This window comes from Pseudoalteromonas sp. SG45-5 (assembly GCF_014164085.1).
GTDB classification, from domain to species: Bacteria; Pseudomonadota; Gammaproteobacteria; order Enterobacterales; family Alteromonadaceae; genus Pseudoalteromonas; species Pseudoalteromonas aliena.
The window spans coordinates 1-15,950 of sequence record NZ_JACJEM010000042.1 but is presented as its reverse complement, the minus strand read 5'-3'; the positions used below and the strand labels follow the sequence as shown (position 1 = coordinate 15,950).

Genomic DNA, 15,950 nt, shown 5'->3' with positions numbered 1-15,950 from the left:
TTAATATTAAGGTAGCATAAGCGCACTTTTTATAAAATGGCACTGCAATGGCTCAATTATACTTTTACTACTCTGCAATGAATGCAGGTAAATCAACCACGTTATTACAATCTGCATTTAATTATAAAGAACGTGGCATGGAACCTGTGATCCTTACTGCTGCTATTGATGATAGACAAGGCGTGGGTAAAGTATCGTCTCGTATTGGTTTACAGGCTGATGCGCATGTATTTGATGCTAGCAAAGATGTATTTGATCTTATTCAATTACTCCATAATGATAAAAAGCGCCACTGTGTGTTGGTCGATGAATGTCAATTTTTATCAAAAGAACAAGTCATGCAATTAACCGATGTGGTTGATGAGTTAGGTATACCAGTACTGTGCTATGGCTTGCGTAACGATTTTAGAGGCGAGCTATTTGTAGGGTCGCAATACTTGCTTGCGTGGGCTGATAAGTTAGTAGAGCTTAAAACTGTATGTCACTGTGGACGAAAAGCTAACCATGTGCTGCGTACAGATGAAAACGGTGGAGCAATAGCCGATGGCAATCAAGTAGAAATTGGCGGCAATGACCGATATGTTTCGGTATGCCGCAAACATTATAAAGCCGCGTTAAATATGGGCCGACAAAGTAGTTAAAAATGTATCAATATCTTCGCGGGTAATATCTAAATGGGTTACTAGCCTAAGCTGCTTGCTTGGGCTAAATAGTATGCCTTGTTGTTTAAGTGTTTCAGCAATCTCTTTGATGTTTTTACTACTAGCGTACGTTGCATAAACCATGTTAGTGGTGTTGCTCATATCGACAGTAAAACCATTCAGTTCACTTAATTTTTGAGACAGATAACGTGCATTTGCATGATCGTCTTTTAAACGCTCTACATTGTGCTCAAGTGCAAACTGCCCAGCCGCTGCAAGCATTCCGGCTTGGCGCATACCACCACCAAGTACTTTTCTCCATCGTCTTGCTTTATTAATAAGCGCTTGCGAGCCTAATAATAAAGACCCAACGGGGGCGCCTAAGCCTTTTGATAAACAAATAGAAACTGAATCAAAGTGTTTTGTAATTTCAGTGATATCAACATTTAGCTCAATAGCTGCATTAAATGCACGAGCGCCATCTAAGTGCAGTGCTAAATTATGTGTATTAACAAAGTCGCGTGCTTGGGCTAAGTATTCAAGAGGAAGTACTTTTCCGCCAATAGTATTTTCTAGGCTGAGCAAGCGAGTTTTAGCAAAGTGGCAATCATCTGGTTTTATTGCTGCCGTAATTTTATTAAAAGGGATACTGCCATCAGCATCGTTTTCGATAGGTTGTGGTTGAATAGAGCCTAAAACAGCTGCGCCACCACCTTCAAACTTATAATTGTGAGCATTTTGGCCACAAATGTATTCGTCACCTCGCTCACAATGCGCCATTAATGCAAGCAAGTTAGCTTGTGTGCCGGAGCTGCAAAAAATTGCAGATTCAAAATTAAAACGCTTACATGCATAGGCTTCTAGCTGGTTTACGCTTTCATCATCACCATATACATCGTCACCAACCGGTGCGTTATACATAATATCGCGCATTGCTTTTGTTGGTTTAGTCACTGTGTCAGAACGAAAATCTATCATGATGGCTTTATCCTTTTAATAGCTTAAGCAAGCTCACTACATATTTGTTCACGGGTTTCTTTATCAAAATAGCTCCATGCAATAAAGCGGCTAATTTTTTGGCCTTGTGCCATATCAACTATTTTATACTCGGCTATTGGGTGAGCTTTTAATACTTCTTCAAGGGCTGCAATGTTATCTTTTTTAGACACCAAAGACGTAAACCAAAGTACCTGCTCTGCAACGCTTTCGCTTTCTTTGATCATATTGGAGATAAATTGAACTTCACCGCCTTCACACCATAATTCATTATTATGACCACCAAAATTTAGTGTGTTACTGGGGGCTTTTCCTAAGTTTTTCCATTTACGCTCACTGCCTTTAGTTGCTTCTTCTTCACTTGCATGAAACGGCGGGTTACAGAGTGTTAAATGGTATAAATCTTTTTGGTTAATAACGCCTTTAAAAATATGTGATGCATTTTTTTGTTGTTTTAGAGTTATTTTTAAACCATTAAACTGGGCAATTTGTTTTGCTATTTTTACTGAGGCTACATCAATATCAGTGCCCGTAAAGTGCCACTTATATTCACTTGTGCCCGTAAGTGGATAAACCAAGTTAGCGCCAGTACCAATATCAAGCACTTTAATTTGCTTACCTAGCGGTATTTGTTGTTGATTATCATCACTTAATAAGTCAGCTAAGTAATGAATATAATCAACACGCCCTGGAATAGGTGGGCATAAGCTATGCTCAGGAATGTCCCAAAAATCAACATTATAGTGTGCTTTTAAAAGTGCTTGGTTTAGTGTTTTAACGGCTTTGTTATCACTAAAATCAATGCTTTTAGTGCCCGCTGGTGTCGTTATAACAAAAGGCAGTAGAGCAGGAAGCGCTGCTGTTAATAAATCAAAGTCGTAGCCATTTTTATGTAGGTTACGAGGGTGTAATTTTGAGCGTGTTTTATTTTCTTTCATGGCTTAATTTTAACAACAGGTATGATGTGGCAATTGTAACAAATGCTGGTGAGTAAAGTGCAGACATTTTCTTTGGTATCGTGGATATTGCTGGTAGGATGAGTTGGTAAAAATAAAAAGGAACAACCGTGGCCATTTCTCAGCAATCAATAGCAATCAATTTTACAGCTCAGCAAACACTACACTTACGTCGTATAGCCGATGATAACCAGCAAGGGCCTGTGGTGTTTTTTATGCATGGGGCTGTAGAAAACGGAAAAATATTTTACACGCACTCTAATAAAGGACTTGCCCCTTTTTTAGCCGAGCACGGTTATCGATGCTATGTGGCTGATTTACGTGGACGAGGTGATAGCAAGCCCGTTATTTCGAGTGAATCTGAATATGGACAAACAGAAGCCATTTTGGAAGATATACCAGCCTTTATTAATCAAATAGAATTGATTGAAGGTAAAAAACCCGACTATTGGGTCGCTCACTCTTGGGGAGGCGTGTTGATGAACAGTGTATTCGCACGATTCCCTGATTACATAAATAACGTCAAGGCCTGTGTTTATTTTGGCTCTAAGCGCTCATTGTTTAACAACCATCCTAAAAAGTTACTGCAAGCCAATTTTATTTGGTATTTTATGGCACCTATACTGGCTAAAAAGCATGGCTATTTAAATGCTAAAGGTTATAAGTGGGGCAGTGATAATGAAACTCAAAAGTCGCACTTTCAAAGTATGCAGTGGGCTAAAAAAACACCGTGGATAGACTCTGATGATAACTTTGATTATGCAACCACTATTAGTAGTCTGCATTTGCCGCCTACGCTGCATATTGCTGCAGTAAACGATAAGGCATTAGCGCAGCCAATTGATATTCGAAAATTTATGGACGAATCAGGGTTGGGGGTTCAAAAAATGCGTATTTATGGCCGTAAGCATGGGCATAATTTTGATTACGATCATATTAATATGCTTACTCACCCAAGTGCGCGTGATGATCAATTTAAAGATTTACTTAATTGGTTTAATTCGCACCCTATAAGTTAACTTCCATCAAGTAATTCAAGTAGGGGCGCTTTATAACGCTCCCATTTTGCAATGGCTAAACGATTAACCGGCTCTCGAATAGCATGCTTACTAAGAGTGGTAACCGCCGATTTGCGCTCATAAAATGCTAAACAATTTTCTTCAAACGAGCAATCTAGAAAGTTCAGTAATGCAGTTAGTTGCTCTTTTGGGTTGTTTACTAATGCTTCGTAACTGATGTTGTAAATTGGCATACCTTTAAGCAATTGCCAATGAAGCATTAGTTTTTCGTATAATGCATGGTATTGCTTAAACTCTACAAGAGAGCAAAAGTAAGGTTCATTTTCTGCGAAATAATTACTAAGTATAGAAAAAGCAGTCGCATTAAAATCGCGTGTTAAATTTATAAATTTAGCATTTGGAAACAACACATAAATAAGGCCAAGTGATTGATAGTTACTTGGTAACTTATTTATTATAAATGGCTTAATAGGTGTGACGGTTTTTAGTGCATTTATATAAATGTCACGTGCTTTGCTAATTAGCTCAGGTGTTAAGTGTTTTAAGCATTGAGGATATGAAACTGCCGTCTTTTGCTCTAAAAATGCAACCACATTACCGACACTCGAACTCTCTCCAATGCTTGAATATTGGCTGTGATTTGCCAGCATTTGCTCCAGTAAAGTAGAGCCACTGCGAGGCATACCAATTATAAATACTGGGGTGATTTGGCTAATTAATTGCTTATCGCCGCTGTTTATAAATGAGCGCGTGTTGTGTTTAATTATTTCATCGTAAAAGGGGCTGAGCTCATCAGTATTAAAGTTACTTAACTTGTGTTGTAATTTATTGGCGAGCACAAAATAGCTAAATGCTTGTTCAGTATCATCAAGCTTGTCATAGCTTTTGCCCAGCGCGTAATAGCACACCATTTTAAGGTGTAAGTTATTAGTTTGGGTTAATAAATGATGCAACTTACTTATATAATTATGATCTTTGTCAAAACGTCCTAATTGGACTAATTCAAATAAAATATAGGCAGTAACAGGGTGAACACCCATACTAAGTGCATGTGTAAAAGTGCTATGCGCTTTATCTAAATTGCCATGAGTTAGATAGTGTTGTGCTAAATAATAATGAGGTTCAGGGTTATTGGTTGCTATGCTTTGTGCATACTCAAGGACGGTTAATGCATCTTTAGGTGAGTTAACTCCATTAAACGCATCAGCTAACGCATTTAATGGCTCAAGCATACGCGGTAGACGCTCACATGCTTTTTGCAGTACATACACAGCTGCATCAAAACGCGCTAACCTTAATGCTATTTTACCTAAGCCGAATAAGGCTTCACCATTGTCAGGATCGCTTTTTAGCAGTGCTTTATAGTGAAACTCAGCTTCTTTGAGTTTGCCTTGCTCGAGTAGTTGATTCGCTTTTTTAAGTAGCATAACTGTGCATTGATTTTTTTATTTACTATAAAATAAAAAAGGCGAAATGTCTTAACATTTCGCCTTAACTGTTTATGCAAAGGTGTTAGAAAGTATATGTTGCTTTTGCATAGTAAAAACCGCCGTTAATACCAAACGGAGATGTTTCGTAATACTTACCGCCCCAGTTATTATTCGGCGCACCGGCTGCTTCAGCAAAATCAAGTTTTTCAGCATCTTGATCAAACAGGTTTTGAGCGCCTAAAGAAAAACTAATAGACTCATTCATAAAGTACGTGATTTCAGCATCAATAGTTACAGCTGCGTCAGCAGTTTTTGCTGTTGCATCGTAATCCACGTGAACACCTTGGTATTCACCGTAGTAGTTTAGGCGAGTGAATGCTGAGATAGATTCCCATTGTTGAGCCCATGTAAATGTAGCGCGATGGTTTGGTAAATCTTCTTCTAAGCGTTTGACTTTAAATGGGCCTGTGATGTTACTGAATTTGGTTACTTCAGTTTCATTCCAGTTATATGCAAGGCTAAGTGTAGAGCTACCACCTAAGATGTCAGCTGTATAATTAGCTACCACATCAATGCCTTGCGTTGTCGTGTCAAAGTCATTAGTAAAAAAGCTAACTTGAGCAAGGCCATCAACATTAGGTACACCAGCAGCAGTAAGTGAGTCTTTATCTGCTTGGCTTAATGTTATTTTTTCAGATTGGCTAATCCGATCATCTACCTGAATATTGTAGTAATCAACAGTTAAAAATAAATCGCCAAGGGTATAAACACCACCAAATGTATAACTTTGTGATTCTTCAGGTTCAAGCTCTGTACCACCTAGTTGAACTGCAACTGGATTTGTTGGTGGTAATAAGGCAGAGTCTCTAAGTACACCGTCACTTAAGTTTGTTTGTACATTACTTACATTTGCTTGACCAACGGTAGGGGCTCGGAAACCTGTGCTAATCGAACCACGTATATTTAAGTCTTCTGTTACATGATACTGCGCCATTACTTTATAGTTTGTTGTTGTGCCAAAACTGTCGTAATCTTCAAAACGAACGGCTAAGCCCATTAAAAATTCTTCGGTAAACGGTGCTTCAATATCTACAAATGCAGCGTAATTGCGGCGAGAAAATTCACCTGCTTGAGATGGCTTAAAGCCAGGGAAGCCGTTAGAACCAATGCCAAAGCCTTGAGATGTTAACGGGCCTGCTGTGTATGATGCTTCATCACCCGCGATGATAGTGAATGTTTCTTCGTGCCACTCTAAACCACCGGCGATGTTTACATCGTAAGCAAGGTCAAAATCAAACCCTTTAGATAAGTCTAAATTAAAGTTCTTTTCTAATTGTTCGTATTTACCTGGGCTAAAATCACGAGGTGTGTCAGGACCTAATGACGCATTTACTGTGTTATAGATAAAATAGCGAGATTCATTTAATCCAACAGTACCGCTTAAATCATAGAATACACCTTTTAAGAAGCTACCAGTAAATTCACCCTTAGTACCAATGGTTAAAGAAGTATCGGTGATGTTACCGCCAAAGTTTGGTGTAAAACCACCCGGTAGCATTTCGTTAAAAGCAAAGCAGTTTGGGTTGTTAGCAACACCACTTATGTAGTCTGGGTTATTTAAAACGTTATCGTCTATTGCGATAGTCGGGCAATTGCCACTCATATCGTCAGTTAAATCTGCAATCAGTAGAGTGCCTCCGTCATCGTTTGAATACACACCTGAACGAGTATGCGGGTTACGGTAATAAAAACCACCACGTACATCACGCTCAGAGTAGTTACCAAACATGTAAAACTCAGAGTCGTTAGTTAGCTCTAGGCCAACATTACCAAAAATTGAAATATCGTCATTTATCTCAGGTGCGCCCCAAACTTGAGCCAAAGAAGAGACATCTGGTACACCCGCAGCAGAAAGCGACGCAGCATCTGGTCGTTGTACTGAACGGCTTGTTGCATCAGACGTTTTATATTGAAAGCTTAAATTAGCAAAACCGCTGTCGGTAAAGGGTAAGCCAACGTTTCCAGAAATTTGAGTTGTGTCGCCATCACCTTCGTAATATTGGCCATGACGTACTTCTAACTTACCGCCTTCTGAGGAATCTTTTAGTTGGAAGTTCATTACACCGGCAATTGCATCAGAGCCATACTGTGCAGCAGCGCCATCACGAAGTACTTCGACCTGCTTAATTGCAATGCTTGGAATAACTGAAATGTCAGCACCTTGTGCGCCATCATTAATACCACCGCCTAAAAATGCGATTACAGATGCACGATGACGACGTTTGCCGTTTAAAAGAATTAGCGTGCTGTCTGAAGGTAAGCCACGTAAGTTAGCAGGGCGAACAAGGGATGCCGCATCACTAATTGGATTTTGATGAACATTAAAAGAAGGTACTGAGCCTTTTAAAAGCTCAAGCATGTCGGTGTTGCCTGACTTTTCAAGCTCCTCACCGCCAATAATATCAATAGGAACGGGTGAATCACCGATAGAACGAGGAGCTGAACGCGTACCGACTACGGCAATTTTCTCTACATTTTTGTTCACTTTAACTTGTTGTTCATCGGCTGCAATAGCAGAACTTGAAATAAACAACCCTGCAGTTGTTGTAGCTAGAGCAAATTTTATTGCTTGGTTTAGCGCATTGTTTTTTAATTTCATTCTAATTTTCCCCAGTTAGAATAATTTTTACTTCGATGTTAAATTTCACATCATTTATTTTTCAACCACACTATTAGTGCATATTAATTTGAGGTTTTAGCCTCTAAAGCTTAATTAATTAGGCAACCTTTAGTAACGTTGTATCTACAGACTATAGATAAAAAACAAGGAGAGCAATTGCTAATTAACCGTTTTATAACAAAAAAGTTAACTTAGTAACTGTATGCAATAATGATTCAAGGTGAAGGGGGAAACGAAGCGAATGGGTGAAATTGCAGAGTAAAAAGAATTATTAATGCAAGGTTGGGTTTTCAATGTTGCTTTTTTGTTTCTTTACTTAGACTTTTTTAGTTGTTTTTTCAGAGGTTTGCGCATTACGCCACGCTGCTAATTTTTCTTTGTACTCATCCCATACACAGGGACAGCAACTGCCTCCACCGCAACATTCATCAGATTTTGGTCGCTCAGGCTTGATTGTTAGAAGCGTTGTATTTGGTTGCATAAAAGGTTTCATCTAGGCACTCATTGTGTACAAAGAATAAAGTAACGCTTCAGATAAGTAAATTATTCTTTGTGAACGAGAAGGGCTGTGTGAAAATGCCCGTTATGCGATTATATAAAGTTATTCACCGTGCACCGTGGCGGGTAGTTAAAATTAGTAAAAAGCGCCAACAGCTGCGTTTTCGCCGTGCTATGGTGGCGCTTAAAATAGCACTTGCGCAAGAAAAACAAGAAACAAAAGAAATGCTCTCAATTTATAGGCGCTATACTCAAGGGCAAACGAATAAAGCAGAATTAAAACGCGCTAATGAACAGTTTGTTGATATTTTAAAAGGGCTAGGTTTAGGCGTATTTGCCGTTTTACCTTTTGCACCGCTTACAATTCCTTTAGTGGTAAAGCTCGGTCGTATAGTGGGTGTTGATGTGTTGCCAAGCTCGTTTAGTATGAACAAATCAATTAAAGAACTTGACGCTGAAATAAGTCACGAAAATCAAAAAAAAGCTCACAACGAGTCATTAAAAAAGTAATCTAATGTAACCTCAAATTAGCGATACCTTTTAAGTGTGCTTATTGATATGCTCTTAAGTACCATTTTTATATTATACGAGCTATTTAATGAGTGCATTACTTCGTCATACTTCTTCTGGTATTCCTTTATCATTTATTCTCAAAAACGAATTATCTGACTGGCAAACTCAGCAATCTGCGTTTATACAAAACTGGTTAAACAACACAGGCTTTGAAAAGCAAGGATTAGCGCTAATCCCTGATGCCAAAACTGGCGAATTAAGTCACGTTGTTTGCCTTATGCAAAGTAGTGATGATTTTTGGGCTGCGGGTAATTTAGCAAATACATTGCCAATGGGTACTTATCAAATTCAAGGTGATAATGTATTAGTAGAGCACGTTGCTTTAGGGTTTGTGCTTGGTGGGTACGAATTTAGTGAATACAAAGAAAAGCCAACAGCAAAAGCGCAATTAGCCATTAGCGATAAAGCCATGTATGAGCGTATTAGCCAGCAAGCTGATGCTATTACACTTGCACGCGATTTAGTGAATACTCCAGCTGTGGATATGATGCCGCAGCATTTATCGCAAGTAATGGAAGATTTAGCCGCAACGTACAATGGTGAATTTTCGCAGTGGATTGGCGATGAACTATTAGAGCAAAACTACCCAACTATTCATATGGTGGGTCGTGCAAGCGAAAACAAACCGCGTTTACTCGATTTAAAATGGGGCGCAACCGATGCCCCACTCATTACACTTGTTGGTAAAGGTGTGTGCTTTGATTCTGGTGGCCTTGATTTAAAACCAAGTTCTGGCATGCGCAATATGAAAAAAGACATGGGCGGTGCCGCGCATGTTATTGCACTAGCGCAGCTAATTATGGCCGCTAACTTACCAATTAGACTACGCGTGCTTGTCCCTGCGGTAGAAAACGCTGTATCGCGTAATGCATTTCGCCCAGGCGATGTTGTTAAAACACGTAAAGGTATTATGGTCGAAATTGATAACACTGACGCAGAAGGGCGCTTAGTATTGTGTGATGCGTTAAGTGAAGCTCAAAACGACAAACCAGATCTAATTATTGATTTTGCAACTCTTACTGGTGCATGTCGTGTTGCACTGGGTACTGAGCTTCCGGGCTTTTTCTCAACAGAGCGCGATGTAGCAAATGGTATTATTGATGCAGGTTTAAGTGTATATGATCCTGTTTGGCAACTTCCGTTATTTGAGCAATACAAAAGCTTTTTGAAAAGTGATGTAGCCGATATGGCTAACTGCGCAAGCACACCGTTTGGTGGTGCAATTACCGCTGCGCTTTACTTAAAAGAATTTGTTGAACCAACAACACCGTGGGTACACTTTGATGTAATGGCATGGAACTTACGTGCATTACCAGGTCGTCCAACCGGTGGTGAGGCATTAGGTATTCGGGCTGTATTTACTTACCTACAAAATCGTTTTAATAAGTAAGTTTTTAATTCAATAGTAAGTGCATAATTTGAGTTTATGAGTATTAAACCTCATACAGCTCAAGTGGTAAATTGTCTGGAACGGCAAAAAAGGTAAACTTTTTGCCGGTTATTTCATCCACTCTAATATCCTCAACGTTTACATCGCACGACTCTAAATACGTTTTTGCAATCTGTACATCCGCTACCTTAAAAGCTAAATGTCTTAAGCCTTGTGCTTCGGGGTAGCTTGGTCTTGCGGGCGATCCATCAAACGAAAACAACTCAATTTGGCCACCATCAGGCATGGCTAAATCTAATTTATATGAACGACCACAAGTGTATAAAACAGGTGCTTATTAAAAGCAAAAACGCACTTAATTAAGTGCGTTTTATATGTGGCTTACTACATGTTTTGTTAGCTTGGATCAGCGTCTTTACACGCTTTAACGGCTGGCGCTACAAGTTCTAAACCTGTTTTATTACACGGTGGTAATACTGCATCGCTTACATTAATAGGCGTTACACGATCGCCCCATTTTATGTAACTTGCAGCCCACGTAAGACCTGCTCCAAACGCAGCAGACATTATATTAGAATGTGGCTTAATTAACCCTTGTTCAACCGCTTCACATAGTGCAATGGCAATTGTTGCAGCTGAGGTATTGCCATACTCACCAATGTTTACCATCACTTTTTCATCAGGTACTTTTAAACGGTGCTGAATAGCTTGAATAATGCGTAAGTTTGCTTGGTGAGGAACTAATACGTTTATATCATCTAAGCTTAAATTTGCTTGCTGAAGTACATCATCACACGCTTCACTCATGCCTTTTACAGCGCGTTTGAAAATTTCACGCCCTTCAAATAACAAATCTGATGGGCCAATTGGTTCATATTTATTTAAATTGCTACCAAAATTTGTGATGTGTAGAATATCGCGATCTTCACTATCGCACCCTGTTTTAGTTGCAAGCAAACCGGCTGGTGTATCTGCTGCTTCAAGTACGACTGCACCTGCGCCATCACCAAACAAAACAGCGCTATCACGGCGCGCCCAGTTCACATACCAAGTCATGCGCTCAGCGGCAATGACCACCGCTTTTTTGATCATACCCGCTTGAATTTGTGCTGTAGCGGCTTGTATCGCATATAAAAAGCCAGAACATGCCGCGTTAGTATCCATAGCAGCTGCGCCTATAGCACCAATATTTTTTTGTACTTGTGAGGCGGTATTTGCCACAACAGTGGAAGGTGTACAGGTTGCTAAGATCACTAAATCAATATCTTTTGGATCAACGCCTGCACATGCAATTGCATGTTTTGCTGCAATGGTCGCTAAATCGGCAGTACTTACATGACTCACGCGACGTGATTTAATGCCTGTACGCGTGGTTATCCACTCATCGGTGGTATCAACTATTTCACTAATTTCGTCGTTGCTAATGCTTGCTGGTGGAATGCATTTACCCCAACCAGTGATGTGTGCGTAAGACATGGTATGCTCTCTTAAAAGTGGTCTGACGTGTGTTACTAATAGGGATGTTATATCAAAAATTGCCTTTCAAGACTAGTTTATAAGGTGTTTTCCCCCGTAATAAATTGTAATGAAAGGCAATCTATAAATAAGTTGATTTAAAAAAGAGCAAATGCGAATTACAATGTTAGTGTTTAGGTTGTTATTTGTTGCTTAGCTGTTGACAGGCAGGCAGTATCAGCGATTATGATACTTAACTAATAATAGTAATCGTATGCTCAAATACTGTGCAATACGTTGGTATAGCTAGGTAAGTTTATAAATTATAGGGAAGCATATGAGTAACAAAATAAAAGTGTCGTTATTTAACCATTTGATTGATGCTGAGCGCCAGTTACTCGACCCAGAAATTCGCCAATCTGAGCGTGCGCTAGATGCTTTACTTGATGATGAATTTATCGAAATTGCTGCCAACGGCACTACATTTAATAAATACCAAGTGCTTACCCGTTTACCTACCGAAGTGGTGCCACAGTTTTACAATCAACATTTTAAAGGTCGAATGCTAAGCGATGATGTTGCGCAGCTAAGTTATCAAGCCGCTTATAGGCGCACTGCTCGCAGTGAATTTAATTATTCATTGCGTATGTCGCTTTGGCGTAAACAAGGTGAGCAATGGCAAATGGTGTTTCATCAAGGCACCCCTTGTTCACCGTTTACAATTTCTATGGATGATGATTAAAAATCATATAACCGTTAACATAACCTTATTAAACATTTGATTGGGCAATTACCTTTTGTTAATGCGAACCGACCCTTCTATTAGTCGACTATTAATGCTGCGAAGCGGCGCAATTGCTGTGCAGTTAATCGCAGTGTTAAGCGTTTATTTTTTACTTGATCACCAAATTGCGTTACTGCCTTTACTCACTGTTATTGCGTTAGAGGCTATTTTTCAGCTAATTAGCCTATTTGCTTATCGTAATGTAAGCCAAGCTAAACCGTTTGGTATGTTAATGCAACTCACTGCTGATGTGTTGTTTTTAACTGTTTTGCTTTCGCTAAGTGGTGGGGCAACCAATGCGTTTGTCTCGTTGTTGTTGCTTCCCATAATGATTGCTGCTGTTACATTACGTGAAAAGGGATTGGCGTATATCGCTGTGTTAGCGATTGCAGCTTACAGTTTTTTATTGATAAAGATGCCCGATCACAGTATGCATCAAATGAATATGAGCGGGCACTTTATTGGTATGTGGGTCAATTTTGTTTTAAGTGCCAGTATAATCGCACTTGTGATTGGCGCAATGAGCAGAGCACTTAAAGAGCGAGAGCGAATTATTGCAAACGTGCGAGAAAAACAATTACGTAATGAGCAGCTTGTTACCCTTGATGGAGCTGCTGCACAAATAACCCATCAACTTGCGACCCCCATCGCAAACTTGCAGTTATTATTTGAAGAGCTACTAGAAGATCAACCAAACAATTCTATTGTTAAGCATATGCAAGCGCCGCTGATTCAGTGTAGTAACCAACTTAATGATTTCAGGAAGCTTTCGGAGCAGTTACGGCTTAAAAATTCACAAGAACACGTAACTGTAAAGCACCTGCAAACACAGATCACGGATACTCTTTTACTGCAATACCCTGATCAGCACATTCAGTGGATCACACCGCCTATCGCTGCAACACTAATGAGCGATGTTATGTTATTGCCTGCAATTTTAAATTTATTACAAAATGCGACCCTCGCAAACCAAAAACAAGGTCAAACTCAATTAGAGCTAAGTTGGCAGCAAGATAACCTGCATAGCAAATGTGTTTATTTGTTAATTCGTGATTTTGGCAGTGGTTTTTCTGCATCACAATTAGCAGAGCTGGGCGGGCAACTTATGCCAAGCGTTCAGGGAATGGGGCTTGCTGTGCTTTTATCAAATGTAACATTTGAGCGTTTAAATGGCTCGCTTACCTTGTTTAATCATACAGATGGTGGCGCTGTCGCCAAAGTAAAACTTGCTATTGTAAACACCGAGAAAACAGCCTCATGAAGTTACTTATTGTTGAAGACGATATAAATTTAGCCAACACACTAGCAAGGCGCTTAACTAAGCAGGGCTTTACTTGCGAAGTAGCACATAATCAAAGTGATGCGTTACTCGCTGCACGCAAACTATTACCGAACTTTGTTTTATTAGACATGAAACTAGGCGACGATAACGGACTTGCACTCATAAAGCCACTGCGTAGTTTGCTCCCCCAAACTCATATTGTTTTACTCACTGGGTTTGCAAGTATTGCGACCGCAGTAGAGGCAATGCGTTTAGGTGCAAACGATTACCTTACTAAACCAGTTGATATGACGACCCTATTAAAAGCGCTTAACACAAAGGCTGTAACGTCTGCGCCTAGTGCTATTGATGATACTGTTATGTCGCCAGAGCGCTTAGAGTGGGAACACATTCAGCAAGTATTACACAGTAATAATGGCAATGTGTCGGTTACCGCAAGGCAACTTAATATGCATCGGCGCACTTTACAGCGCAAGCTACAAAAAAAGCCGGTGCAGCAGTAACTTAGTACTTAACTTGAACTCTGGTTAAGAGGTTTACTAACGTATTGAATCGTGGTGATATTTAAATCTATTTCCTCTAGCCAGAGATTTTCAGTGAAAACAAGGCGAATTTACGCGTCAATAGCGGGCCTATTGCAAGTAAACTCAACGCAGTTAGCGCTTAAAATAACTGCTCGAGATAGATTTATTATCCTGAGTTCAGGTTACTTAATTTAAGGAAAGTGTTATGAACGATGATGCAGCTATACTAATGCAAAATCAAAAAATTATATTATTTGATGCGCAATGTAAGCTTTGCAGTGCGTGGTGTAATTTTATTATTGCGAGCGATACGAAGATTATTTTTAAACTATGCAGCGTGCAGTCTCCTAAAGGTAAATTGCTGTTAACACACTTTGGTTTTTCAACAATTGAATACGCCTCAATGGTGTATGTTGAAAATGGTAAAGCGTATACGCAAAGTCATGCTTTTTTTGAAGTGGTTAAGCAGCTTGGTTATCCGTACAAGCTCGCAAATATATTTAGTGTTTTACCAAATAGGTTTAATAATTGGTCATACGATAAAATCGCTTTAAATCGTTATACATTATTTGGAAAGTATCAGTATTGCAGAATTCCCAACCCAGATGATGGCAAACATTATTTATAAATTAGTGGTTATACACTGCAGTATAAGTAGATGCTAGGTTTATGGGGTTGTGTTAAAATCGCCGCGTTTATTTTTAGCTAACGGTATAAAAGGCTTTTTTCATGGCAAATACAGCACATGCACTTCACATTTTGGTTAAGCACAAAGAAATTGCAGAAGATATTATTAAGCAGTTGGGCAAAGGTGCAAAGTTTCAAACCTTAGCTAAAAAGTATTCGTCATGCCCATCGGGTAAAAAAGGCGGTGACTTAGGTGAATTTGGACGCGGCCAAATGGTCCCACAATTTGACAAAATTGCGTTTAAAGGCGAAATTTTAGAGCCCCACCTAGTTAAAACAAAATTCGGCTGGCATGTCATTAAAGTGCTTTATCGTACTTAATTACTCGCAATTAAATACGTCATCCTCGGTAAATATAAAAAAGAGTAGTAATGCTTGCTATGCGTTGCCTTTAACTGAGTTTGACTGACCAGTTTGGGCATTGACGCCGTTTGGGAAGCGTTTATCTAACCACCCATTTTAATCTAGTTTATTTCATTTTTAGCTAACGATTTGCAAAGTAATTAGAGTGGGTGTCATTTTAATTTTTAACGCCGTCCCGAATTCATCTTATCACCTATCCTAAACTTTAAACTTTGACGAACTAAGAATTAGGATGGGTGTCATCTTAATTTTTGAATTTAAGTCTAACTATTAAAAAAGTAGAAAAGTAAATAGGGTCAGGTCTTGCATTTTGTCTTTATGTAATTAGTGGCAAAAAACAAGACCTGACCCCGATAGTTTGTTGTTGAATTTATTCGCTATGGTGGCCAAAGTATTTGGGTGAGCAAGCGTTACATTGCAGGCAAAGTGTTAGTCACCACGGTGAATAACCAAGCCACTACTCGCTACATGCTAGACGACCATTTAGGCTCAACTCATGTTATTGTTGATGCCAATGGTAAACTTGAGCAAACCATGAGCTTTGATGTTTTTGGTGCGCGCCGTGATGCCAAAACATGGGCAAGAGATTTCAGCGACCAAGCTAAGTTTACCAGTAAAATCACCTTACGTGGTTAAAATCCCTTAGGGTCAAAATCCCTTAGGGTCAAAATC

The 15,950-nt window shown here is 39.4% G+C and carries 16 protein-coding genes and 1 pseudogene; 10 read left to right on the top strand and 7 right to left on the bottom strand.

Going from position 1 to position 15,950, the window contains the following annotated elements; all coding sequences use genetic code 11:
* The first annotated feature begins 47 nt into the window (after nucleotides 1-47).
* Nucleotides 48-641 (top strand): thymidine kinase, encoded by a 594-nt coding sequence (locus tag H5119_RS13985; RefSeq protein ID WP_182702680.1) that lies wholly within the window; start codon nucleotides 48-50, stop codon nucleotides 639-641.
* Here H5119_RS13985 and ltaE read toward each other — a convergent pair.
* Together ltaE and rlmF are read right to left on the bottom strand one after the other, a co-directional pair.
* Nucleotides 615-1,619, bottom strand: a complete 1,005-nt coding sequence (ltaE, locus tag H5119_RS13980; protein WP_182702679.1) for a low-specificity L-threonine aldolase — start codon at nucleotides 1,617-1,619, stop codon at nucleotides 615-617. The two genes, H5119_RS13985 and ltaE, sit on opposite strands and share 27 nt — an antisense overlap.
* 23 nt (nucleotides 1,620-1,642) lie before the next feature.
* Nucleotides 1,643-2,575, bottom strand: a complete 933-nt coding sequence (gene rlmF / locus H5119_RS13975; protein WP_182702678.1) for a 23S rRNA (adenine(1618)-N(6))-methyltransferase RlmF — start codon at nucleotides 2,573-2,575, stop codon at nucleotides 1,643-1,645.
* 128 nt (nucleotides 2,576-2,703) lie between these two features.
* Between rlmF and H5119_RS13970 the strand changes: the two genes are divergently transcribed.
* Nucleotides 2,704-3,612 (top strand): alpha/beta fold hydrolase, encoded by a 909-nt coding sequence (locus H5119_RS13970; RefSeq protein WP_182702677.1) that lies wholly within the window; start codon nucleotides 2,704-2,706, stop codon nucleotides 3,610-3,612.
* Here H5119_RS13970 and H5119_RS13965 read toward each other — a convergent pair.
* The 3 genes from H5119_RS13965 to H5119_RS13955 form a co-directional block, all read right to left on the bottom strand.
* Entirely contained in the window at nucleotides 3,609-5,039 is a 1,431-nt protein-coding gene (locus H5119_RS13965; protein ID WP_182702676.1) for a sulfotransferase, read from the bottom strand. The two genes, H5119_RS13970 and H5119_RS13965, sit on opposite strands and share 4 nt — an antisense overlap.
* Before the next feature lie 85 nt (nucleotides 5,040-5,124).
* Nucleotides 5,125-7,701: a TonB-dependent siderophore receptor gene (locus H5119_RS13960; protein ID WP_182702675.1), complete on the bottom strand. Its 2,577-nt coding sequence runs from the start codon at nucleotides 7,699-7,701 to the stop codon at nucleotides 5,125-5,127.
* A 337-nt stretch (nucleotides 7,702-8,038) separates the two neighbouring features.
* Nucleotides 8,039-8,215 (bottom strand): oxidoreductase-like domain-containing protein, encoded by a 177-nt coding sequence (locus H5119_RS13955; RefSeq protein ID WP_404936257.1) that lies wholly within the window; start codon nucleotides 8,213-8,215, stop codon nucleotides 8,039-8,041.
* Between the two features lie 92 nt (nucleotides 8,216-8,307).
* Here H5119_RS13955 and H5119_RS13950 point away from each other — a divergent pair, with 92 nt between their 5' ends.
* Both H5119_RS13950 and H5119_RS13945 read left to right on the top strand, forming a co-directional pair.
* Nucleotides 8,308-8,730 (top strand): hypothetical protein, encoded by a 423-nt coding sequence (locus tag H5119_RS13950; RefSeq protein ID WP_138583955.1) that lies wholly within the window; start codon nucleotides 8,308-8,310, stop codon nucleotides 8,728-8,730.
* Nucleotides 8,731-8,818: 88 nt separating this feature from the next.
* Nucleotides 8,819-10,183: a M17 family metallopeptidase gene (locus H5119_RS13945; RefSeq protein WP_182702674.1), complete on the top strand. Its 1,365-nt coding sequence runs from the start codon at nucleotides 8,819-8,821 to the stop codon at nucleotides 10,181-10,183.
* A 43-nt stretch (nucleotides 10,184-10,226) separates the two neighbouring features.
* On the opposite strand, the pseudogene H5119_RS13940 reads toward H5119_RS13945, so the two are convergent.
* Nucleotides 10,227-10,490, bottom strand: a pseudogene (locus H5119_RS13940) (VOC family protein); the annotation flags it as partial.
* A gap of 89 nt (nucleotides 10,491-10,579) precedes the next feature.
* The gene (locus H5119_RS13935) at nucleotides 10,580-11,659 is read right to left on the bottom strand and encodes a ketoacyl-ACP synthase III (RefSeq protein WP_182702673.1); all 1,080 of its coding nucleotides are present in this window, start codon (nucleotides 11,657-11,659) and stop codon (nucleotides 10,580-10,582) included.
* Between the two features lie 316 nt (nucleotides 11,660-11,975).
* On the opposite strand from H5119_RS13935, the gene H5119_RS13930 reads away from it, so the two are divergent.
* The 6 genes from H5119_RS13930 to H5119_RS13905 all read left to right on the top strand — a co-directional run bounded on the left by H5119_RS13930 (nucleotide 11,976) and on the right by H5119_RS13905 (nucleotide 15,914).
* Complete coding sequence (locus H5119_RS13930; protein ID WP_182702672.1) at nucleotides 11,976-12,380, top strand: DUF4440 domain-containing protein; 405 nt, start codon at nucleotides 11,976-11,978, stop codon at nucleotides 12,378-12,380.
* 61 nt (nucleotides 12,381-12,441) lie between these two features.
* Nucleotides 12,442-13,683, top strand: a complete 1,242-nt coding sequence (locus H5119_RS13925) for a HAMP domain-containing histidine kinase (RefSeq protein WP_182702699.1) — start codon at nucleotides 12,442-12,444, stop codon at nucleotides 13,681-13,683.
* The gene (locus H5119_RS13920; RefSeq protein WP_182702671.1) at nucleotides 13,680-14,207 is read left to right on the top strand and encodes a response regulator transcription factor; all 528 of its coding nucleotides are present in this window, start codon (nucleotides 13,680-13,682) and stop codon (nucleotides 14,205-14,207) included. The genes H5119_RS13925 and H5119_RS13920 overlap by 4 nt, the downstream gene beginning before the upstream one ends.
* A gap of 226 nt (nucleotides 14,208-14,433) precedes the next feature.
* Nucleotides 14,434-14,856: a thiol-disulfide oxidoreductase DCC family protein gene (locus tag H5119_RS13915; protein ID WP_182702670.1), complete on the top strand. Its 423-nt coding sequence runs from the start codon at nucleotides 14,434-14,436 to the stop codon at nucleotides 14,854-14,856.
* A 101-nt stretch (nucleotides 14,857-14,957) separates the two neighbouring features.
* The gene (locus H5119_RS13910; protein WP_077535091.1) at nucleotides 14,958-15,236 is read left to right on the top strand and encodes a peptidylprolyl isomerase; all 279 of its coding nucleotides are present in this window, start codon (nucleotides 14,958-14,960) and stop codon (nucleotides 15,234-15,236) included.
* Nucleotides 15,237-15,677: 441 nt separating this feature from the next.
* Nucleotides 15,678-15,914, top strand: a complete 237-nt coding sequence (locus H5119_RS13905; RefSeq protein ID WP_182702669.1) for a hypothetical protein — start codon at nucleotides 15,678-15,680, stop codon at nucleotides 15,912-15,914.
* Nucleotides 15,915-15,950: the final 36 nt, after the last annotated feature.

Excerpts from the sequence above, each read along its gene's own strand:
- H5119_RS13965 (WP_182702676.1), bottom strand. The coding sequence starts at position 5,039 with ATGCTACTTAAAAAAGCGAATCAACTACTCGAGCAAGGCAAACTCAAA.
- rlmF (WP_182702678.1), bottom strand. The coding sequence starts at position 2,575 with ATGAAAGAAAATAAAACACGCTCAAAATTACACCCTCGTAACCTACAT.
- H5119_RS13945 (WP_182702674.1), top strand. The coding sequence starts at position 8,819 with ATGAGTGCATTACTTCGTCATACTTCTTCTGGTATTCCTTTATCATTT.
- H5119_RS13910 (WP_077535091.1), top strand. The coding sequence starts at position 14,958 with ATGGCAAATACAGCACATGCACTTCACATTTTGGTTAAGCACAAAGAA.
- ltaE (WP_182702679.1), bottom strand. The coding sequence starts at position 1,619 with ATGATAGATTTTCGTTCTGACACAGTGACTAAACCAACAAAAGCAATG.
- H5119_RS13925 (WP_182702699.1), top strand. The coding sequence starts at position 12,442 with ATGCGAACCGACCCTTCTATTAGTCGACTATTAATGCTGCGAAGCGGC.
- H5119_RS13935 (WP_182702673.1), bottom strand. The coding sequence starts at position 11,659 with ATGTCTTACGCACACATCACTGGTTGGGGTAAATGCATTCCACCAGCA.
- H5119_RS13955 (WP_404936257.1), bottom strand. The coding sequence starts at position 8,215 with ATGAAACCTTTTATGCAACCAAATACAACGCTTCTAACAATCAAGCCT.
- H5119_RS13985 (WP_182702680.1), top strand. The coding sequence starts at position 48 with ATGGCTCAATTATACTTTTACTACTCTGCAATGAATGCAGGTAAATCA.
- H5119_RS13930 (WP_182702672.1), top strand. The coding sequence starts at position 11,976 with ATGAGTAACAAAATAAAAGTGTCGTTATTTAACCATTTGATTGATGCT.
- H5119_RS13950 (WP_138583955.1), top strand. The coding sequence starts at position 8,308 with ATGCGATTATATAAAGTTATTCACCGTGCACCGTGGCGGGTAGTTAAA.
- H5119_RS13915 (WP_182702670.1), top strand. The coding sequence starts at position 14,434 with ATGAACGATGATGCAGCTATACTAATGCAAAATCAAAAAATTATATTA.
- H5119_RS13960 (WP_182702675.1), bottom strand. The coding sequence starts at position 7,701 with ATGAAATTAAAAAACAATGCGCTAAACCAAGCAATAAAATTTGCTCTA.
- H5119_RS13920 (WP_182702671.1), top strand. The coding sequence starts at position 13,680 with ATGAAGTTACTTATTGTTGAAGACGATATAAATTTAGCCAACACACTA.